This window comes from Pseudomonas sp. NPDC090233 (assembly GCF_044772285.1).
In the GTDB taxonomy this organism is placed as follows: domain Bacteria; phylum Pseudomonadota; class Gammaproteobacteria; order Pseudomonadales; family Pseudomonadaceae; genus Aquipseudomonas.
In genome coordinates, this window is the sequence record NZ_JBIVYQ010000007.1 from 362,289 (window position 1) to 381,393 (window position 19,105).

Consider the following 19,105-nt stretch of genomic DNA (forward strand, 5'->3'; position numbering starts at 1 on the left):
CGGTTCAGGCGGCGCAGCTGCGTGCCGTTACGCGTTTCATGTGCTGAAGGTAGTCCTCCAGGACCTTGCGTTCATCAACGCTGATGAACAAGCCCAGCTTGGTCCGGCGCCAGAGAATGTCGTCAGCGTCGACAGCCCACTCTTCCCGGCAGAGGTAATTCACTTCATGGCTGAACAGACCACCGCCAATCGGTTGGCCCAGATCCTGAGGCCCTTCAACGCCATCGAGCAGTTGCCAGGCACGGCTACCGTAGGTATGCGCCCAACGCCTGGCGATATCCGCCGCCAGCCAGCCGTGGCGGGCGAGGATGGCGTCGGCCAGCGCCAGGCCGGTGGTCATGTTTTCGCCGCCCGGCAACGGTGCATCGGCGGTCCAGCTTCCACGCATCTGGGTAAAGAACGGTTTGAGTTCCGCCATGGCCGACTCGGCCAGTTTGCGGTACGTGGTGAGTTTGCCACCGAACACCGAGAGTAAGGGCGCCTGGCCCGCTTCGGCAGACAGCGCCAGGGTGTAATCGCGGGTAACCGCCGAGGGGTTGTCCGACTCATCGTTGCACAGCGGACGGACGCCGGAATAGGTATGCAAGATGTCCGCGCGGCTCAGCGGCTGATTGAAGTGTTGGTTGACCACGTTCAGCAGGTAGTCGGTTTCCTGGTCGGTGATAGCCACCTTGGCTGGGTCACCGCTGTACTCACGGTCGGTGGTGCCAATCAGCGTGAAGCGATCCAGGTAGGGGATGCAGAACACGATGCGCTGGTCTTCGTTCTGCAGAATGTAGGCATGTTCACCTTCGTACAGTCGCGGCACGATGATGTGGCTGCCCTGGATCAAACGAATGCCATACGGCGCGTCGAGCTTGAGGTCGTCTTTGATGAAGCTGGCGACCCAAGGGCCCGCAGCGTTGACCAGGGCACGGGCACGGATACTGCGCAGGCTGCCGTCAGCCAGTTGCAGGTCGACCTGCCACAGGCCATCGACACGCTCAGCGCGCAGGCAGCGAGTACGCGTATGAATGTGCGCACCGTTTTCACGTGCGGCCATGGCGTTGAGTACCACCAGGCGTGCGTCATCGACAGCGCAATCGGCATATTCGAAACCGCGGGTGATGGCTGGCTTGAGCGGGTAGCCCGGGCCAAAACGCAGGCTGCGCGAGGCGCCCAGGCGCTTGCGCTTGCCCAGGTGATCGTAGAGGAACAGGCCGGCGCGAATCATCCAGGCCGGGCGCAGGTGAGGGCGATGCGGCAAGACAAAGCGCATCGGCTTGACGATGTGCGGGGCCTTGGCCAGCAGCACCTCACGCTCGGCCAGTGCTTCACGCACCAGGCGGAACTCGTAGTGTTCCAGGTAACGCAGGCCGCCGTGGATCAGCTTGCTGCTGGCGGAAGAGGTGTGTTGTGCCAGGTCGTCCTTCTCGCAAAGGAAGACGTTCAGGCCACGCCCCGCCGCATCGGCAGCGATGCCCACGCCATTGATGCCGCCACCGATCACGGCGAGGTCGTAGCAGTCGGCAAGTGGGGGCTGGGACGAAACGGGCTGGGACACGGGCAAGGCCTCCTGGGTTGTTCACATCGAAAGTGAACATTAATGTTCGTTTCCGAAAATACTAGCGCAACAGAAGCGCCATCGCCAGTCAGTCTTTATAGAAAAAACTGATCAGATGACAACAAAATGAACATTTATGAAAATGAATGGGTCGCTGCAGCGACCCACTTGCGGCTCAGACCACGTCCAGACGGATCTTGTACTGGTTGAGCAGTTGCGTGAGGCCAGGCGTAGGCGTCTGGTCGGTCACCAGGCAGTCGACCAGGCTGATGGAGCCCATGCGCACCATGGCATTGCGCCCGAACTTGCTGGAGTCGGCAGCGAGAATGACTTGCCGGGCGTTGGCGATGATCGCCTGCGAAACCCGGACTTCCTGGTAGTCGAAGTCCAGCAGGCTGCCGTCTTCATCGATGCCGCTGATACCGACCAGGGCGTAGTCGACCTTGAACTGGCTGATGAAGTCGACGCTGGCCTGGCCCACCACACCTCCATCGCGACGTACCGTGCCGCCGGCCACCAGCACCTCGAAATCGTCCTTGGCCGCCAGGATCGCAGCCACGTGCAGGTTATTGGTGATGACTTTCAGCTGGCTGTGGTTGAGCAATGCCCGGGCGATCGATTCGGTGGTCGTGCCGATGTTGATGAACAGCGAGGCATGGTCGGGAATCTGCCGGGCCACGGCTTCGGCAATGCGCTGCTTCTCATCGCGCATCTGGTCGGCGCGCATCGCATAGGCGGTGTTTTCGATGCTCGAATCATAAGCCGCACCGCCATGGTAGCGGCGCAGCAGGTTGAGCTCGGCAAGCAGGTTGATGTCGCGCCGGATGGTTTGAGGCGTGACAATGAACAACTGTGCCATTTCTTCGATACTGACGTAGCCGCGTTCGCGCACCAGTTCGAGGATTTGTTGTTGGCGTGGAGGCAGATTCATGGGCGGTCCTTGGGGGCAGCCGGACAAATTCTGCAATGATGCCGTAGGAAAGGGATGACGGCCAGTGGACCATTGGGGCCGCCTGGCGGCCCCAACCTGTGTTACGCCTCGTGATCTTCCCAGTCACGGGTGCGGTCGACGGCTTTTTTCCAGCCGGCATACAGTTTCTCTTTCTGGGTGTCGTCCAGTTGAGGGCTGAACTCGCGTTCGATGATCGCCTTGTCCCGCAACTCGTCCAGGCTGCCCCAGAAACCACAGGCCAGGCCCGCCAGGTAGGCGGCACCGAGGGCAGTGGTTTCGCGCATTTTCGGGCGCTCCACGCAGGTGCCGAGGATGTCGGCCTGGAACTGCATGAGGAAGTTGTTGGCCACTGCGCCGCCATCCACACGCAATTCCGAGAGGCGCTCGCCGCAGTCCTGCTGCATGGCGTCGAGCACGTCGCGGGTCTGGTAAGCGATTGACTCCAACGCGGCGCGGATGATGTGGTCGACCTTCACCCCACGAGTCAGGCCAAACAGCGCGCCCCGCGCATACGGGTCCCAGTACGGGGCACCCAGGCCGGTGAAGGCCGGCACCAGATACACGCCGTTGCTGTCCTTGACCTTGCTGGCGAAATACTCGGTGTCCAGGGCGTCGTTGACGATCTTCAGCTCGTCGCGCAGCCACTGAACGGTGGAGCCGCCGTTGAACACCGCGCCTTCCAGCGCATAGGCCACTTCGCCGCGCGGGCCGCAGGCGATGGTGGTGAGCAGCCCGTGGGAGGACTTCACCGCTTTGTCGCCGGTGTTCATCAGCAGGAAGCAGCCGGTGCCATAAGTGTTCTTGGCCTGGCCCGGCTCTACGCACATCTGGCCGAATAGTGCCGATTGCTGGTCACCAGCGATACCGGCGATGGCGATGCCGCTCTTGGTATGACCATACACTTCCGACGATGGGCGTACTTCGGGCAGCATCTGTCGCGGGATGCCGAGGATTTCCAGCAGCTTGTCATCCCACTGCAGGCTGTGGATGTTGAACATCAGCGTGCGCGAGGCGTTGGTGTAGTCGGTGACATGCACCTTGCCGCCGGAGAACTTCCAGATAAGCCAGGTATCGACGGTGCCGAACAGCAGCTCGCCACGTTCGGCACGTTCGCGGGCACCTTCGACGTTGTCGAGAATCCACTTGAGCTTGGTGCCGGAGAAGTAAGGGTCGGTTACCAGGCCAGTGGTTTCGCGGATGTAGTCTTCATGGCCGTCACGCTTGAGTTGCGCGCAGATCTCGGTACTGCGCCGGCACTGCCAGACGACAGCGTTATACACCGGGCGACCCGTTTCCTTATCCCATACCACAGTGGTTTCGCGCTGGTTGGTGATGCCGATGGCGGCCACCTGGGCATGGCTGATACCAGCCTGTGCCAGGGCCTCGACCATGGTCGCGCTCTGCGTGGCGAAGATTTCCATCGGGTCGTGCTCGACCCAGCCGGCTTGCGGATAGTGCTGGGCGAACTCGCGCTGGGAGGTGCCGACCACATTGGCGTCGCGGTCGAAAATGATGGCGCGCGAGCTGGTGGTGCCCTGGTCCAGGGCGATGATGTAGTTCTTATCCTGGGTGTCTGTCATGGTCGTAGGCCTTGCAAAAAGAGGAAGTCAGGGCGCCAGCATCAGTTGGCTTGAGTATCGCCCTGGCGAATGTCGTTTGTCTCAGGGTTCGCGCTTTGCGCTGTCGGCAGGTTGCGGGCAATCAGGCCGCGATAGGTGGCGGCACCCAGGCAAGCGCCGAGTATCGGTGCGAACACCGGAACCAGGAAATAGGGAATGTCCCGACCGCCAGTGAAGGCGACTTCGCCCCAGCCGGCCAGGAAAGTCATCAGTTTTGGCCCGAAATCGCGGGCCGGGTTCATCGCGAAGCCGGTCAGGGGGCCCATGGCGCTGCCGATCACGGCAATCAGCAAGCCAATCAATAAGGGTGCCATGGCGCCGCGTGGCAGGCCGTTGTTGTCGTCGGTCAGGGCCATGATCACCGCCATGAGGATGGCGGTGATCACCACTTCGACCAGGAAGGCCTGGCCAGTGGAAAGGGAAGGGTGCGGGTAGGTGGAGAACACCGAGGCCAGTTCCAGACTCTCGGGACTGCCACGCAGCATGGCGTGGGCCTGTTCGAAATCGAAGAACAGGTTGCTGTACAGGGTGTAAACCAGCGCCGCGCCGCAGAATGCACCGCATACCTGGGCCAGCATGTAGAACGGCAGTTTGCGCTTGTCGAAACCGGCGAACAGGGTCAGCGCGATGCTCACGGCCGGGTTCAGGTGCGCGCCGGAAATACCGGCGGTGAGGTAGATCGCCATGCTCACGCCGACACCCCAGATGATGCTGATTTCCCAAAGGCCGAAGCTGGCGCCCGCGACCTTGAGGGCGGCGACACAACCGGTACCGAAGAAGATCAACAGCGCTGTGCCGAGAAACTCGGCCAGGCATTGGCTGGACAATGTGGGTTCGCGTAGAGCAGTCGTCATGTATGACCTCGTTCTTTTTGTTGTGAGGCGCTTGGCGCTCGACAGCAAAGCCCGGTGCCTATCCCCATTGGCCTCGGGCATGTATAGGAATGCACCTTAAAAGTGCACCGTTTATTCAGAAACGAAAAAATATAGACAAGAAACGCTTATGTCAAAGGTCGAAAGTGAACGGTCGGTCACGAATTGCACGGCCTTTACACCCTTGAATCCGCGAGTTAGAGAGGCGCGTTGGAAGCGAACTGGCTGGGATGTGGGAATTGTCCTAAAGTAGCCGCCGATCTGTACCAGACCGGAGCACTGCATGACCCCCGCCCTCGACCTGTTGAAAAAAGCCCGCGCCGAGCACCGTGTGCACAGTTATGAACATGACCCCAAATCGGCGTCCTACGGGCTGGAGGCAGCGGAAAAGCTCGGGCTCGATCCGCAGCAAGTGTTCAAGACCTTGCTGGCGAGCAGCGAGAAAGGGGAGCTGTTGGTCGCGGTCGTGCCCGTGGTCGGGACGCTGGACCTCAAGGCGCTGGCCCATGCCGCGGGTGTGAAAAAATGCGAAATGGCCGACCCAGCGGCGGCGCAACGGGCCACGGGATATCTGGTCGGTGGGATCAGTCCGTTGGGGCAGAAGAAGCGCCTACGCACCTTCATCGACGATTCTGCGCAACAATTTGCAACTATCCACGTCAGCGCCGGGCGGCGTGGATTGGAAGTGGAATTGGCGGCGGCGGTGCTGGCTCAACATACCCAAGGGACGTTTGCCGGGATCGGTAGGGGCTGAGATGATATGGGGCCGCAAAGCGACCCCATGTTTCAGGAATCAGGTCGCCGAGCTGTAGCGGCGAACCCCGTTCTCCTGCCGTGGCAGTTGCGCCGCGACACTGCCAGGCACCGGGAACAGCACCAGGTGGTCAGCCTTGACGGCAATCCCGACGTCTTCGCCCACCTGATGATCGATGTGGCTGGGGAAGATCGCCTCCAGTTGGCTGCCGGTTGGCAGTTGCAGACGATAAAGGGTCGAAGCACCCAGGAAGCTCTTGCCGACGATATTGGCCCTCAGCGTGCTGTCTGGCGCATGCACGATGTCGTCTGGGCGCAGCAGCACGTCAACCGAGCTGCCCGGCGCCATGATATAGGCACGGTTACCGCGCAGTTCGCCAAGTTCGGTATTGACCGCTTCGTGGCTGCTCATCTGGCCACGAATGAAGTAGCCCTGGCCAATGAAGCTGGCGACGAACGGCGTTTGCGGCTCATGGTAGAGGTTGTAGGGGGTATCCCACTGCTCCAACCGGCCTTCCTTGAACACGCCAACATGGTCGCTGACCGCGAAGGCCTCTTCCTGGTCATGGGTAACCAGGATCGCGCTGGTGCCCCGGCTTTTGAGAATGTCGCGCACCTCATGGCTAAGGCGCCGACGCAGCTCCACATCGAGGTTGGAGAACGGCTCGTCGAGCAGCAGCAATTGCGGCTCCGGGGCCAGCGCCCGGGCCAGGGCGACACGCTGCTGCTGGCCACCGGACAGCTCGTGCGGGTAACGCCCACCCAGGCCGCCGAGCTTGACCAGTTCGAGCATCTCTTCGACCACCTGCGCCTGTTTCGGGTGCTTGGCGATGCCGAAGGCGATGTTTTGCGCCACGGTCAAATGCGGGAACAGTGCGTAGTCCTGGAACACCATGCCGATCCGGCGTTTCTCCGGCGACAAGGTGAAACCGGCGCGGGAAATGACCTCGCCGGCCAGCTGGATTTCACCTGCGTGCACCGGCTCGAAGCCGGCAATGGCGCGCAGGGTGGTGGTCTTGCCGCAACCCGAGGAACCCAGCAGGCAACCGATGTCGCCTGCGTTCAGGTGCAGGTTGAGATTCTGGACGATGCGCTGGTCGCCGTAGCCGCAAGCGAGGTCGCGCAGGTTGAGCAGTAGGGGTTGACTCATGCGTGGTGGTAAGCCGGTTCGACAAGGAATTCGAGAAGGGCCTTCTGTGCATGCAAGCGGTTTTCAGCCTGGTCCCAGGCGACCGAACGGGGGTCGTCGAGCAGGTCATGGCTGATTTCCTCGCCGCGGTGGGCGGGCAGGCAGTGCATGAACAGGGCGTCGGGTGCCGCCAGGTCGAGCAGTGCGCGGGTGACCTGGTATGGCGCAAAGTGCGCCAGGCGCCGTGCAGTTTCCTCCTCTTGCCCCATGGAAGTCCAGACATCGGTGGTCACCAGGTGCGCACCGCGCACGGCTTCACGCGGGTCACGGACGATCTGCACGCGGTCACCGCCCAGCGCCATGAAGCGTGGATCCGGGTCGTAGCCCTCCGGGCAGGCGATGCGCAGCTGGAAGTCGAACTGTTTGGCGGCTTCGATGTACGAGTTGCACATGTTGAAGCCATCGCCGACCCAGGCCACGGTCTTGCCCTGGATCGAACCGCGGTGCTCCTGGAACGTCTGCATGTCGGCCAGCAACTGGCACGGGTGCGATTCGTCGGACAAGCCGTTGATCAGTGGCACGCGCGAATGGGCGGCGAATTCAGTGAGGGTGCTGTGGGCGTGGGTGCGGATCATCACCGCATCGACCATGCTCGACAGCACGATGGCGCTGTCGCTGATCGGCTCGCCACGGCCCAGTTGGGTGTCGCGTGGGGACAGGAAGATCGCCTGGCCACCGAGCTGGATCATGCCGGCTTCGAACGACACGCGGGTACGGGTCGAGGATTTTTCGAAGATCATCCCCAGTACACGGTTTTTCAGCGGTTCGAACAGCACGCCGCGCTTGCGCAGGTCCTTCAGCTCGATGCCTCGGCGGATCACCCCGAGCAATTCGTCGGTGGTGAAATCCAGCAGGGAGAGAAAGTGCCTAGCGCTCATGATTGACTACCTTATCTGCAACGGTATGCAGGTCGACCGTATGGTTTTTTTTGACAACGGGAGTGACCTGCGGCGTAAGCCGCACGGGGCGGACGAAATAGGGAAAGGCGCAATACTATAATTAAATGTCGCCTGAAACCAAGAGGGGAAACAGCGGCTCTGTTGCAAAGGGTGTCTTTACCCGTTGAACCTGTGCTGTTTTTTATTTGCTACAGGGGTTGTACACGGCTCTCTGGCCATTTGGCAAATGGCTGTCGCGAATCGTGCGCCTGATGTCGGGGGATTCACGCGGCGAAGCGCGCTGGCAGGGGCCAGGGGCAGCGCGCATAGTCGGCATTCGACAACAACATAAGGCAGAGGCGGCCATGACCAAGACCCTGCATCACCGTGCCTGTCATCTGTGCGAAGCAATCTGTGGGTTGAACATCGAAATCAGCCACGAAGACGATGGGCGGGCGCGCATCAGATCGATCAAGGGCGACCCTCAGGACCCTTTCAGTCGTGGCCACATCTGCCCCAAAGCGGTGGCGCTGCAGGACATCCAGGACGACCCGGACCGCCTGCGCCAACCACACCGGAGAATCGGCACGCAGTGGCACGCCATCAGCTGGGAAGACGCATTCGCCCTGGCTGCCGACAAGCTCTGGTCGATCCAGCAGGCCCATGGACGCAATGCCGTGGCCGTCTACCAGGGCAACCCCAGCGTGCACAACTATGGGTTGATGACCCACAGTAACTACTTCCTCGGCCTGCTGAAGACGCGTAACCGCTTTTCCGCCACGTCGGTGGACCAGTTGCCCCAGCACCTGACCAGCTTTCTGATGTATGGCCACGGCCTGTTGTTGCCGATCCCGGACATCGACCACACCGATTTCATGCTGATCCTCGGCGGTAACCCGCTGGCATCCAATGGCAGCATCATGACCGTACCGGATGTGGAAAAACGTTTGAAAGCCCTTAAGGCCCGGGGCGGGAAATTGGTTGTGGTGGACCCAAGGCGCAGTGAAACGGCGGCGATAGCTGACTGTCACCTGTTCATTCGACCCGGTGGCGATGCGGCGCTGCTGTGCGGGCTGCTCAACACCTTGTTTGACGAGGGCCTGGCGCGTGGCTCGCATCTGCCGGTCGAGGGAATGGAGCAGGTGCGCGAGGCAATCGCGCCTTTCACTGCCGACTCGATGAGCGCGCTATGCGGAATCGAAGCGGGCGCTATCCGCCAGCTGGCGCGTGACTTCGCCGCAGCCGACAAGGCCGTTTGCTATGGCCGCATGGGTGTGTCGACCCAAGCCTTCGGCACGCTGTGCCACTGGCTGGTGCAAGTGATCAACCTGGTGACAGGCAACCTCGATCGAGAAGGCGGGGCACTGTGTACCGAACCCGCGGTCGACCTCGTGGCGAGCACTTCAGGGGGCCACTTCAATGCCTGGCAGAGCCGCGTATCCGGCTTGCCCGAGTACGCGGGCGAGTTGCCGGTGGCCGCCCTGGCCGAGGAGATGCTGACCCCGGGCGAAGGGCAGGTGCGGGCACTGGTGACCGTCGCCGGTAACCCGGTGTTGTCGACGCCCAATGGCCGGCAGCTGGACTTGGCCCTGCAAGGGCTGGAGTTCATGCTCAGCATCGACCTGTACATCAACGAAACGACCCGCCACGCCGATCTGATCCTACCGTCTACGTCAGCGCTGGAAAACGATCATTACGACAGTACGTTCAACCTGTTGGCGGTACGCAATGTCACCCGTTTCAACCGGGCGATCCTGGCCAAGCCGACTGGCGCCCTGCACGACTGGGAAATCTTCGTCGGCCTGGCGCAGGCGTTTGCCCAGCGTGCCGGGCTGGAGCTCAAGCCCACCTTGGCGCCAGCGAAGATGATCGACCTGGCGTTGCGTAAAGGCCGGTATGGCGACGAGAGTGACTGGAAACTCTCGCTCGGCGCGCTGGATGAGTATCCCCATGGCCTTGACCTCGGCCCTTTGCGCGCCAATCTGGGGGCTCGCCTGGCCACTGCCAGCAAGGCAGTCGAGGTGGCGCCGCAAGCCGTACTGGATGACTTGCTTCGGCTTGCGCAGCAGGCCCCGCCAGCACCGGGCGATCTGCTACTGATCGGCCGACGGCATGTGCGCAGCAACAATTCCTGGATGCACAACTTCCATCGGCTGGTGAAAGGCAAGCCGCGTCATCAGTTGCTGATGCACCCTCAGGACTTGCTCCAGCGGCACTTGCAAGATGGTCAGCGGGTACGCATTCGTTCGCGCACCGGTTCCCTCGAAGTGGAGGTGCAGGCCTGCGAGGACATGATGCCAGGGGTAGTCAGCCTGCCCCATGGCTTCGGTCATGGCCGCCAGGGCGTGCACCTGCAGATCGCCCAGGCACAACTTGGCGTCAGTGCCAACGACCTGACAGACGAGCAGCTGCGTGATGCTGTTTCGGGTAACGCAGCACTCAATGGCGTGCCCGTACAAGTGGACGCCGCCTGAGGCATGGCAAGGCCGAGCACGTTGCTCGGCTTTCCGATACAATGCGTCACCGTGCCGACGACCGTGTCGGAAAGTTCAGCCGAGGTGCTACATGGATATCATCGAAACGATCAAAGAGCAGATTGCCAACAACACCATTCTGCTTTACATGAAAGGCTCGCCGAATGCCCCGCAGTGCGGGTTCTCGGCCAAGGCATCGCAAGCTGTGATGGGTTGCGGCGAAAAGTTCGCCTACGTCGACATCCTGCAGAACCCGGAAATCCGCGCCAACCTGCCCAAGTACGCCAACTGGCCGACCTTCCCACAGCTGTGGGTGGCCGGTGAGCTGGTCGGCGGTAGCGACATCATGCTGGAAATGTTCGAAAAGGGTGAGTTGCAGACCCTCATCAAGGAAGCGGCCGCCAACGCCAAAGCTTCCGAAGCCTGATCACCAGGCAGACATAAAAAAACCCGCTCATGGCGGGTTTTTTTATGGGGCGGAAAATTACTCTTCGCCCATCTGCGACTGCAGGTAGTTCTCGATGCTGATCTTGTCGATCAGGCTCAGTTGGGTTTCCAACCAGTCAATGTGCTCTTCCTCGGATTCGAGGATGTCTTCGAGCATTTCACGCGAGCCGAAGTCGCCAACGGTTTCACAATGGGCGATGGCGGCTTTGAGGTCGACCAGGCCTTTCTGTTCGAGCTTCAGGTCGCACTCGAGCATTTCCTTGGTGTGCTCGCCGATCAGCAGCTTGCCCAGGTCCTGAACGTTGGGGATACCTTCGAGGAAGAGAATACGCTTGATCAGCTTGTCAGCGTGCTTCATCTCGTCGATGGATTCTTTGTACTCGTGCTTGCCGAGCTTGTTCAGACCCCAATCTTCATACATGCGGGCGTGCAGGAAGTACTGGTTGATCGCGACCAGCTCGTTTCCGAGGATCTTGTTGAGATGCTGGATGACGCTTACGTCGCCTTTCATTGCGGGTTCCTGCCCTGTAGAAGTGTGCCAATACAGAGAAGTTTGAGCCCGATACTTAGGCGTGTCAAACCTAAGTTCTTGAATAATAAGTGAAAATTAATAGGAATAAGAATGTTTGTGAACCGCGTTGGCGCGCTAACTTATTGAATTTTAGGCATAAAAAAACCGGACACACGGTCCGGTTCTTGAAATTGGGCACTATCAAGCGGCAGTAAATTCTACCGGATAGGACAGGGCGGCTTGCTGGCTCACCTGAAGCTTGGTGAGGGTCTCGCGGACCACTTCCTTGGCCAGGCACGCACATTTACCACACTGGCTGGCGACATTGGTCGCGGCTCGAACTTCCTTGTAGCTGCAGCATCCTTCATAGATCGCATCGCGGATCTGTCCGTCGGTTACGCCGACACAAAGACACACATACATAAAGTCGGACCATCGCTGGTTGAGTCGATGGTTGGAGAGTAATGGTAATGAGAATGCTTGTCAAAACACTTTGTTGAAAGGTGCGCGCTTGAGTGACCGGCGGTTGGATTCGGACTGTCATCGCAAGCCGTGTATGATGGTCGGCCTTTGTTGGACGTCGGGCAGGCCCGCCTTGCCCGGCAAACGGTTTTTCACCCTCATCAGGAGATTACAATGAGCGTACTCGTTGGCAAACAAGCCCCCGACTTCACCGTACCGGCTGTGCTGGGCAACGGCGAAATCGTCGACAGCTTCAACCTGGCCTCGGCCATCAAGGGCAAGTACGGCCTGGTGTTCTTCTACCCGCTGGACTTCACCTTCGTCTGCCCGTCCGAGCTGATCGCCCTGGACAACCGCATCCCTGACTTCCAGGCGCGCAACGTTGAAGTGATCGGCGTGTCGATCGACTCGCACTTCACCCACAACGCCTGGCGTAACACCCCGGTCAACAACGGCGGTATCGGCCAGGTCAAGTACACCCTGGCGGCCGACATGACCCACGAAATCTGCAAGGCCTACGACGTCGAGTCCGAAGGCGGCGTGGCCTTCCGTGGTGCCTTCCTGATCGACACCAACGGTGTTGTCCGTTCGCAGATCATCAACGACCTGCCACTGGGCCGTAACATGGACGAGCTGCTGCGTCTGGTCGATGCCCTGCAATTCCACGAAGAGCACGGCGAAGTCTGCCCAGCCAACTGGAAAAAAGGCGACAAAGGCATGAACGCTTCGCCAGAAGGCGTTGCCGCTTACCTGAGCGAGAACGCTGGCAAGCTGTAATTGCCAAGCGCATAAAAAAACCGGCCTTCGTGGCCGGTTTTTTTATGGCAGCGCAACTCAGTCGTTGAAGTCGCGCCAGCCGCCCATTTCTTTCCAGCGGTTGACGATGCCGCAGAACAGCTCGGCGGTCTTTTCGGTGTCGTAACGCGCCGAATGCGCCTCACGGCCATCGAAATCGATGTCGGCGCTCTGGCAGGCCCGCGCCAGCACGGTCTGGCCATAGGCCAAGCCCGCCAGGGTGGCGGTGTCGAAGCTGGAGAACGGATGGAAGGGGTTGCGCTTGAGGTCGTTGCGCGCCACGGCAGCGTTGAGGAAGCCGAGGTCGAAGCTGCTGTTGTGGCCGACCAGGATCGCCCGTTTGCAGCCATTGGCCTTGAGTGCCTTGCGCACGCCACGGAAGATGTCGGTCAGCGCGCTTTCCTCGCTCACCGCCATGCGCAGCGGGTGGTCCAGCTTGATACCGGTGAATTCCAGCGCGGCTGCCTCGATGTTGGCGCCCTCGAACGGCTCGACACGGTAGAAGTAGGTGTGTTCCGGGAACAGGAAGCCCTTTTCGTCCATGCCGATGGTTACGGCGGCGATTTCCAGCAAGGCATCGGTGGCGCTGTTAAAGCCACCGGTCTCGACATCCACCACCACCGGCAGGTAGCCCCGGAAGCGCTCGGCCATCGGGTGGCGTGAGCCGCTGCCGGCCTGGCCGTCCTGATCGTCTTCGTAGAGGTCTTCGCTCACGCGTTGTCCTCCAGCAGGCGCCAGCGCAGTTTTTCACCGGCGCGCAGCGGGATCACGGTCTGCTCGCCGAATGGCAGGCTGGCCGGAGCGGTCCACTCTTCGCGGACCAGGGTAATGCGGTCGGTATTCGCCGGCAGGCCATAGAAGGCCGGGCCGTGCAGGCTGGCGAAACCTTCCAGTTTGTCCAGCGCGTTGCGCTGCTCGAAGGCCTCGGCGTACATCTCGATGGCCGCGTAGGCGGTGTAGCAGCCCGCGCAACCGCAGGCCGCTTCCTTGGCGTGCTGGGCATGCGGTGCCGAGTCGGTGCCCAGGAAGAACTTCGGATTGCCGCTGGTGGCGGCGTCCAGCAGCGCCACCTGGTGGGTGTTGCGCTTGAGGATCGGCAGGCAATAGAAGTGCGGGCGAATGCCGCCGACCAGCATGTGGTTGCGGTTGTACAGCAGGTGCTGGGCAGTGATGGTCGCACCGACGTTGGCCGGGGCCTCGCTGACGAACTGCGCGGCATCGGCGGTGGTGATGTGCTCGAACACCACTTTCAGCGTCGGGAAGCGTTCGACCAGGCGGCGCATGTGTTCGTCGATGAAGCGCTTTTCGCGGTCGAACACGTCGATCTCGGCACGGGTCACTTCACCGTGCACCAGCAGCGGCAGGCCGACTTCCGCCAGAGCCTCGATGGCCGGGAAGATGTTGTCGATGCTGGTTACGCCGGAATCGGAGTTGGTGGTGGCGCCGGCCGGGTACAGCTTGGCGGCGTACACGATGCCGCTGGCCTTGGCCGCGCGGATGTCCTCGGGGCTGGTGCGGTCGGTCAGATACAGCACCATCAGCGGCTCGAAGCGGCTGCCGGCCGGGCGGGCGGCAAGGATACGCTCGCGGTAGGCGGCGGCTTCGTCGGCATTGCGTACCGGCGGAACCAGGTTGGGCATGATGATGGCACGGGCGAAGGTACGCGCCACATCGCCAACGGTATGGGGCAGGACGGCACCATCGCGCAGATGGATGTGCCAGTCGTCGGGACGCAGGAGGGTCAGGCGATCGGACATTGGGGATTCCAGGCGGGTCGAACTCAGGCCCCAATGCTACCGGAAAACCCCGTGCCGAGCACGGCTATCAAGTTTTCCGGCATGCGACCGATAGCCTGCCTGTAAGCCGTCAGAATTAGTGGAGCCGCCCGTGCGCCAGCGTTACCTAGCCCTGTTGACCCTGTTCGCCAGCCTGCCGGCCGGTGCATTGACCTTCCAGACCCGCATGGAGAACATCGCCTGGAAAGTCGAGGGTGACCAGTTCGAATGTCGCTTGATCCAGCCGATCGACGGTTTCGGCAGCGGTGAGTTCGTGCGACGGGCAGGTGAGCAGCCAGTTTTCCAGTTGCGTTCGTCCAGCAACGTGCTGGGCGCAGGCTCCGCCACGCTGTTGGCCGCTGCTGCCCCATGGCAACCGGGGCGCGGTGATATCAACCTGGGGGCCGTGCGTCTGGCCCGTACCGGCGTGCTGTTCAGTTCTTCCCAGGGCCAGGCCAGCCGCCTGATCAACGGCCTGCTCGATGGCCGCAGCACGGTGGTGCGCAGCTACACCGGCGAGGCGGGGCGGCCGATGGAGGTGCGCGTGTTGCCGGTGAGTTTTGCCAAGGCGTACAGCGATTACCAGGCCTGTGCCGGCAAGATGCTGGCGATGAATTACGACCAGGTGCGCCAGACCCAGGTCGGCTTCCCGGGCGGCGGTATTGACCTTGATGCATCGGCGCGGGCGCGGCTGGATGTGATTGTTGACTACCTCAAGGCGGATCCGACCGTTAATCACATCGAACTCAATGGCCATTCCGACAACAGCGGTAATCGTCTGACCAACCGTGATACTTCGCGGCGTCGGGCGTTGGCCGTCGCGGATTACTTCAAGGCTCATGGTGTGCCGGAAGAACAGATTACTGTGCGCTTCCATGGTGAGCGTTATCCGCTGGTGAAAAACAATAGCGCGGCGAACCGGGCGCGGAATCGGCGGGTGAACATCGAACTGGATCGCGTTACACCGATTGAGAAGCCTGCAGCTCAGCCCATTCAGCAGCCAGCCCCAGCGCCCGCTGCGGCCCCGGCTGGCGCACCCGCTCCGGCAGCGTCGGCTGCTCCTGCCACAAAATCGCCCTGATGCGACAGGGCGTCGCGCTGTCGACTGTTCCTGTCGCTTTGTCGTCAGAAGCTGTCGCCCCACTGTAAATTCTTCCGCAACGCCGGTAGAATCGATCCCTTTCCGTACAACCCCGTGGAGTGATGGCATGGCGGACGTAAAAAAGGTCGTACTGGCGTATTCCGGCGGCCTTGATACTTCGGTGATTCTCAAGTGGCTGCAAGATACCTACGACTGCGAAGTGGTGACTTTCACCGCTGACCTGGGTCAGGGCGAAGAAGTCGAGCCGGCTCGCGCCAAAGCCCAGGCAATGGGCGTCAAAGAGATCTACATCGACGACCTGCGCGAAGAATTCGTGCGTGATTTCGTCTTCCCGATGTTCCGCGCCAACACCGTCTACGAAGGCGAGTACCTGCTGGGTACTTCCATCGCCCGTCCGCTGATCGCCAAGCGCCTCATCGAAATCGCCAACGAAACCGGTGCCGACGCCATTTCCCATGGTGCCACCGGCAAAGGCAACGACCAGGTGCGTTTCGAACTGGGTGCCTACGCACTCAAGCCAGGCGTCAAGGTCATCGCCCCATGGCGTGAGTGGGACCTGCTGTCCCGCGAGAAGCTGATGGACTACGCCGAGAAGCACGGCATCCCGATCGAGCGTCACGGCAAGAAGAAGTCGCCGTACTCGATGGACGCCAACCTGCTGCACATCTCCTACGAAGGTGGTGTCCTGGAAGATACCTGGACCGAGCACGAAGAAGACATGTGGCGTTGGAGCGTCTCGCCGGAGAATGCCCCGGACCAGGCTACCTACCTCGAGCTGACCTACCGCAACGGTGACATCGTCGCCATCGACGGCGTAGAGAAGAGCCCGGCCACTGTCCTCGCCGACCTGAACCGCATTGGCGGTGCCAACGGTATCGGCCGCCTGGACATCGTCGAGAACCGTTACGTCGGCATGAAGTCGCGTGGTTGCTACGAGACGCCGGGCGGCACCATCATGCTCAAGGCTCACCGCGCCATCGAGTCGATCACCCTGGACCGCGAAGTCGCTCACCTGAAAGACGAGCTGATGCCGAAGTACGCCAGCCTGATCTACACCGGCTACTGGTGGAGCCCGGAGCGTCTGATGCTGCAGAAGATGATCGACGCTTCGCAGGTCAACGTGAACGGTGTCGTGCGCCTGAAGCTGTACAAGGGCAATGTCACTGTGGTCGGCCGCAAGTCGGACGATTCGCTGTTCGATGCCAACATCGCGACCTTCGAGGAAGATGGCGGCGCCTACAACCAGGCTGACGCCGCTGGTTTCATCAAGCTCAATGCACTGCGCATGCGCATTGCGGCCAACAAAGGCCGCGGGTTGCTTTAAGCCTCGAGGCGCATAATAAAAAGACCCGGCTCAGGCCGGGTTTTTTTTCGCCAGCCTGCACTGCTTACTCCATGAGCGCTGCGGCGTTATGCGGCAACGCTCTTATAGACAGGCGGAAACTCTGCTGTTCATCCAGATTGCAATAAATCCAGGTGCCTCCTTTAATAGGTGTTTGCGTAACGACTTTGAGTACATGCTGTTTAATGAGTAACTTTGCTTCAGGCCCGGAAAGCACCAGGGTTACCGGTTTGTCAGCATGATCTCGGCCGGTGTCGTACTCAGGCAAAGGAGCAGTGTCTCTCAGGGAATGTTCAAAGTTATCTTTTAGGGTGTTTTTGTCGGGACGGTAGAAAGCCCGGTTATTAAAGTTCAGGGTCAGGAAAAACAGCGCTGTCAGAAAGAATGGAAAACCCACCAGGAACCAAGTGTAAAAACTTTGACTATCGTCGCTGAGAAAAGGAAGTGTCGCGAGCGCGGAAGATTCAATGATGCCGGCGAATATGGCGATGATGGTCAGTGGCGCTACAGCTTGGTGTTTGCTCATGATGGCTGCCTCCTGCGGTTTCCGCTATCAATAGCCCACCCTCAACGGCTACTGAATTGTGTGTTGTTTCCGGGGGATGAAACTTATCCTGCTATTGGCTGCAATCATTGAAACAAAGTGGATTGCCGTAACGGATATCGTGTAGGAAAATTCCGAAAGCGATGTAAGGTCCATCTATTATGCTGTTTGCGGAGGAAAACGATACGCCATTGACCGCCCTGCTCGGTTATTGTGTCGCGTCGTCAAAGCAAAATAATGAATGGATATCGCATGAATAAAGTCCTTATCGTGGATGACCACCCGGTCATACGCTTGGCAGTGCGCATGCTGATGGAGCGGCATGGCTACGATGTGGTTGCAGAAACCGATAACGGCGTCGAGGCTTTGCAGCTTACCCGTGACCACCTCCCGGATATCGTGGTGCTGGACATTGGCATTCCCAAGCTCGACGGGCTGGAAGTGATCGCCCGCATGGCGTCGGCCAGTCCCGGTAGCCGGGTGCTGGTGCTGACCTCACAGGCGCCCGGGCATTTTTCGATGCGGTGCATGCAGGCGGGAGCATCAGGTTATGTGTGCAAGCAACAGGAGCTCACCGAACTGCTGAGCGCGATCAAGGCCGTCTTGTCCGGCTACAGCTATTTCCCCAATCAAGCCTTGCACAAGTCACGTGGTCGGGTAGGGGGGGCCAGTGAGACAGAGATGGTCGATCGTCTGTCGGCACGGGAAATGATGGTGTTGCAGCAGTTGGCGCGCGGCAGGTCCAACAAGGAAATTGCCGACAGCATGTTCCTGAGCAACAAGACGGTCAGTACCTACAAGACTCGCCTGTTGCTCAAACTCAACGCGCACTCGCTGGTCGATCTGATCGAGCTGGCTCAGCGGCACGGCCTGGCCTGAAACCCTGATGCTGAAAGCCTCCACTGGGAAGGCTTTCTGACAGGGCTACAAGTCGTAATCGAAGTCGTTAAGTTGGCGCTGCAGACGTCGCTCTTCAAGAAGATTGTCAATGGTGCGACGTTTGCTCAGGTTGGTTTTCGCGGTTTCCACCTGAGGCTCCGCATCGTCGTCATTGGTGGCAAAGTCATCTTCGATCGACAGTTCGTCTTTATCGGTACTCATGAGTCGCTCCAAGCCAAAGGGCCATTGGCCGTCCTTATAACCAGAAAGCGAACATTGGTAAAAAAGATTTTTTCAATCGAGAAGAGTGGGTAATCACTATCGGATCAATCGTCCGAGGTCTTCTGTTTGTACTCGCACAGGTCTTCGATGCGGCAACTGCCGCAGCGTGGCTTGCGCGCCTGGCAGACATAGCGGCCATGCAGGATCAGCCAGTGATGGGCATCGAGCAGGTAGTCCTTGGGGACGAATTTCAGCAGCTTCTTTTCTACCTCCAGGACTGTCTTGCCGGGCGCGATACCGGTGCGGTTACTCACCCTGAAGATGTGAGTGTCCACTGCCATGGTCGGTTGCCGGAAGGCGGTATTGAGTACGACGTTGGCGGTTTTGCGACCCACACCCGGCAGTGCTTCGAGGGCTTCACGGGTCTGTGGTACTTCGCCGCCATGCTGTTCGACCAGCAAGCGGCAGGCTTCGATGACATTCTTGGCCTTACTGTTGTATAGCCCGATGGTCTTGATGTATTGGCTCAACCCTTCGACCCCGAGTGCGTAGATGGCTTGCGGGGTATTGGCGACCGGAAACAGGCGAGCGGTGGCCTTGTTGACGCCGACATCGGTGGATTGCGCGGAAAGGGTCACAGCAACCAGCAATTCGAAGGGCGTGGTGTAGGCCAGTTCGGTCTTTGGGTCAGGATTGTCTTCGTGCAGCCTGCGAAAGATCTCCAGGCGTTTGGCGGCATTCATGGG

Annotated in this window: 20 protein-coding genes; 7 read left to right on the top strand and 13 right to left on the bottom strand. The window is 60.3% G+C overall.

Features of this window, described 5'->3' with window-relative positions; all coding sequences use genetic code 11:
- Window positions 1–4: 4 nt before the first annotated feature.
- From glpD to ACIQUF_RS21415, 4 genes are all read right to left on the bottom strand, one after another.
- The gene (gene glpD, locus ACIQUF_RS21400; protein ID WP_403135147.1) at window positions 5–1,543 is read right to left on the bottom strand and encodes a glycerol-3-phosphate dehydrogenase; all 1,539 of its coding nucleotides are present in this window, start codon (window positions 1,541–1,543) and stop codon (window positions 5–7) included.
- Between the two features lie 175 nt (window positions 1,544–1,718).
- Window positions 1,719–2,474, bottom strand: coding sequence for a DNA-binding transcriptional repressor GlpR (gene glpR / locus ACIQUF_RS21405; protein WP_403135149.1), 756 nt, complete (start codon window positions 2,472–2,474; stop codon window positions 1,719–1,721).
- 101 nt (window positions 2,475–2,575) lie between these two features.
- The gene (gene glpK, locus ACIQUF_RS21410) at window positions 2,576–4,075 is read right to left on the bottom strand and encodes a glycerol kinase GlpK (protein WP_403135152.1); all 1,500 of its coding nucleotides are present in this window, start codon (window positions 4,073–4,075) and stop codon (window positions 2,576–2,578) included.
- Between the two features lie 41 nt (window positions 4,076–4,116).
- The gene (locus tag ACIQUF_RS21415; protein ID WP_403135154.1) at window positions 4,117–4,968 is read right to left on the bottom strand and encodes an MIP/aquaporin family protein; all 852 of its coding nucleotides are present in this window, start codon (window positions 4,966–4,968) and stop codon (window positions 4,117–4,119) included.
- Between the two features lie 301 nt (window positions 4,969–5,269).
- Here ACIQUF_RS21415 and ybaK point away from each other — a divergent pair, with 301 nt between their 5' ends.
- Window positions 5,270–5,740, top strand: coding sequence for a Cys-tRNA(Pro) deacylase (gene ybaK / locus ACIQUF_RS21420; protein WP_403135156.1), 471 nt, complete (start codon window positions 5,270–5,272; stop codon window positions 5,738–5,740).
- A gap of 39 nt (window positions 5,741–5,779) precedes the next feature.
- Here the strand turns inward: ybaK and ACIQUF_RS21425 are convergent, their stop codons facing one another.
- Both ACIQUF_RS21425 and argF read right to left on the bottom strand, forming a co-directional pair.
- Window positions 5,780–6,889, bottom strand: coding sequence for an ABC transporter ATP-binding protein (locus ACIQUF_RS21425; protein ID WP_403135159.1), 1,110 nt, complete (start codon window positions 6,887–6,889; stop codon window positions 5,780–5,782).
- Window positions 6,886–7,806 (bottom strand): ornithine carbamoyltransferase, encoded by a 921-nt coding sequence (gene argF / locus ACIQUF_RS21430; protein ID WP_403135161.1) that lies wholly within the window; start codon window positions 7,804–7,806, stop codon window positions 6,886–6,888. Before argF ends, ACIQUF_RS21425 begins: the two co-directional genes overlap by 4 nt.
- Window positions 7,807–8,171: 365 nt before the next feature.
- Here argF and ACIQUF_RS21435 point away from each other — a divergent pair, with 365 nt between their 5' ends.
- Both ACIQUF_RS21435 and grxD read left to right on the top strand, forming a co-directional pair.
- The gene (locus tag ACIQUF_RS21435) at window positions 8,172–10,280 is read left to right on the top strand and encodes a molybdopterin oxidoreductase family protein (protein WP_403135164.1); all 2,109 of its coding nucleotides are present in this window, start codon (window positions 8,172–8,174) and stop codon (window positions 10,278–10,280) included.
- A gap of 91 nt (window positions 10,281–10,371) precedes the next feature.
- Window positions 10,372–10,707: a Grx4 family monothiol glutaredoxin gene (gene grxD / locus ACIQUF_RS21440; protein WP_400800434.1), complete on the top strand. Its 336-nt coding sequence runs from the start codon at window positions 10,372–10,374 to the stop codon at window positions 10,705–10,707.
- A gap of 57 nt (window positions 10,708–10,764) precedes the next feature.
- Here grxD and bfr read toward each other — a convergent pair whose 3' ends face one another.
- On the bottom strand, window positions 10,765–11,238 hold the full coding sequence (bfr, locus tag ACIQUF_RS21445) for a bacterioferritin (protein ID WP_401079966.1): 474 nt from the start codon (window positions 11,236–11,238) through the stop codon (window positions 10,765–10,767).
- Between the two features lie 201 nt (window positions 11,239–11,439).
- Entirely contained in the window at window positions 11,440–11,661 is a 222-nt protein-coding gene (locus tag ACIQUF_RS21450; RefSeq protein WP_403135167.1) for a bacterioferritin-associated ferredoxin, read from the bottom strand.
- 213 nt (window positions 11,662–11,874) lie between these two features.
- Between ACIQUF_RS21450 and ACIQUF_RS21455 the strand changes: the two genes are divergently transcribed.
- Window positions 11,875–12,477 (top strand): peroxiredoxin, encoded by a 603-nt coding sequence (locus tag ACIQUF_RS21455; RefSeq protein WP_008099573.1) that lies wholly within the window; start codon window positions 11,875–11,877, stop codon window positions 12,475–12,477.
- A 57-nt stretch (window positions 12,478–12,534) separates the two neighbouring features.
- Here ACIQUF_RS21455 and rnt read toward each other — a convergent pair whose 3' ends face one another.
- Both rnt and pyrC read right to left on the bottom strand, forming a co-directional pair.
- The gene (gene rnt / locus ACIQUF_RS21460; RefSeq protein WP_400800600.1) at window positions 12,535–13,146 is read right to left on the bottom strand and encodes a ribonuclease T; all 612 of its coding nucleotides are present in this window, start codon (window positions 13,144–13,146) and stop codon (window positions 12,535–12,537) included.
- Window positions 13,147–13,205: 59 nt separating this feature from the next.
- Window positions 13,206–14,252, bottom strand: coding sequence for a dihydroorotase (gene pyrC, locus ACIQUF_RS21465; protein ID WP_403135170.1), 1,047 nt, complete (start codon window positions 14,250–14,252; stop codon window positions 13,206–13,208).
- 130 nt (window positions 14,253–14,382) lie between these two features.
- On the opposite strand from pyrC, the gene ACIQUF_RS21470 reads away from it, so the two are divergent.
- Both ACIQUF_RS21470 and ACIQUF_RS21475 read left to right on the top strand, forming a co-directional pair.
- Window positions 14,383–15,351: an OmpA family protein gene (locus tag ACIQUF_RS21470; RefSeq protein WP_403135172.1), complete on the top strand. Its 969-nt coding sequence runs from the start codon at window positions 14,383–14,385 to the stop codon at window positions 15,349–15,351.
- 127 nt (window positions 15,352–15,478) lie between these two features.
- The gene (locus ACIQUF_RS21475) at window positions 15,479–16,696 is read left to right on the top strand and encodes an argininosuccinate synthase (protein ID WP_403135175.1); all 1,218 of its coding nucleotides are present in this window, start codon (window positions 15,479–15,481) and stop codon (window positions 16,694–16,696) included.
- Between the two features lie 64 nt (window positions 16,697–16,760).
- Here ACIQUF_RS21475 and ACIQUF_RS21480 read toward each other — a convergent pair whose 3' ends face one another.
- Window positions 16,761–17,240 carry a hypothetical protein gene (locus ACIQUF_RS21480; RefSeq protein WP_403135177.1) on the bottom strand — a complete coding sequence of 160 codons (480 nt, stop codon included), beginning with the start codon at window positions 17,238–17,240 and terminating at the stop codon, window positions 16,761–16,763.
- A gap of 270 nt (window positions 17,241–17,510) precedes the next feature.
- Between ACIQUF_RS21480 and ACIQUF_RS21485 the strand changes: the two genes are divergently transcribed.
- Complete coding sequence (locus ACIQUF_RS21485; protein ID WP_403135179.1) at window positions 17,511–18,137, top strand: response regulator; 627 nt, start codon at window positions 17,511–17,513, stop codon at window positions 18,135–18,137.
- Between the two features lie 45 nt (window positions 18,138–18,182).
- Here ACIQUF_RS21485 and ACIQUF_RS21490 read toward each other — a convergent pair whose 3' ends face one another.
- Window positions 18,183–18,359, bottom strand: a complete 177-nt coding sequence (locus tag ACIQUF_RS21490; RefSeq protein ID WP_403135181.1) for a PA3496 family putative envelope integrity protein — start codon at window positions 18,357–18,359, stop codon at window positions 18,183–18,185.
- A gap of 104 nt (window positions 18,360–18,463) precedes the next feature.
- The gene (nth, locus tag ACIQUF_RS21495; protein WP_403135184.1) at window positions 18,464–19,102 is read right to left on the bottom strand and encodes an endonuclease III; all 639 of its coding nucleotides are present in this window, start codon (window positions 19,100–19,102) and stop codon (window positions 18,464–18,466) included.
- Window positions 19,103–19,105: the final 3 nt, after the last annotated feature.